Origin of the sequence: Arthrobacter sp. B0490 (assembly GCF_002929355.1) — a bacterium.
In the GTDB taxonomy this organism is placed as follows: domain Bacteria; phylum Actinomycetota; class Actinomycetes; order Actinomycetales; family Micrococcaceae; genus Arthrobacter_D.
Genome location: NZ_PJIR01000151.1, coordinates 1 through 548, shown reverse-complemented (window position 1 = coordinate 548; position 548 = coordinate 1). Strand labels below are relative to the sequence as shown.

The 548-nt window shown below is 61.9% G+C and carries 1 protein-coding gene; it reads left to right on the top strand.

Going from position 1 to position 548, the window contains the following annotated elements:
* A partial coding sequence (locus CXQ97_RS21195; RefSeq protein ID WP_219815494.1) for a hypothetical protein occupies positions 1-548 on the top strand: 548 nt, incomplete at both ends.

Sequence of the window (548 nt, the reverse complement as noted above, 5' to 3'; positions counted from 1 at the left end):
GACGATGGTCAACTGGCTGATCGGCGCCGACCATTCGCCGCTGGAGACCACGGTCGCCTACGAGCAGGTGGCGATCGAGGTGACCGCCGCAGTGGCACAGAACGAGCCCGACCCCTACCAGGCGCAGACCTATCGCTTCGGCCTGCTGGAAGACTTCGATCACCTGTACCGCTACTCGGCGATGCTCGATCGCCCCGAGGGCAAGGATGCCAACAACATCCTGCAGGGCTATACCGATATCGTGCCCGGGCGGAAAACATCGGAGCACCATCGTCATCCGGAAAACGACATCCGCGACAACTACGAGAAGAACTCCGCCGCGCTCATTACCAAGATCCACGCGGCGCTTATCACCGGCGCGGAATACCAGACCCACGACTACTACATGAACATCGGCCCGCTGTTCGCCGATCCGCTGGCGCGCCAGCTGTATGCCGAAATCGCCTCGGTGGAAGAGCAGCACGTGACCCAGTACGGCGCGCTGTCCGACCCGAGCGAGAGCCATATGGAGAAGTGGCTGGTGCACGAAGCGATGGAGGTCTACATGT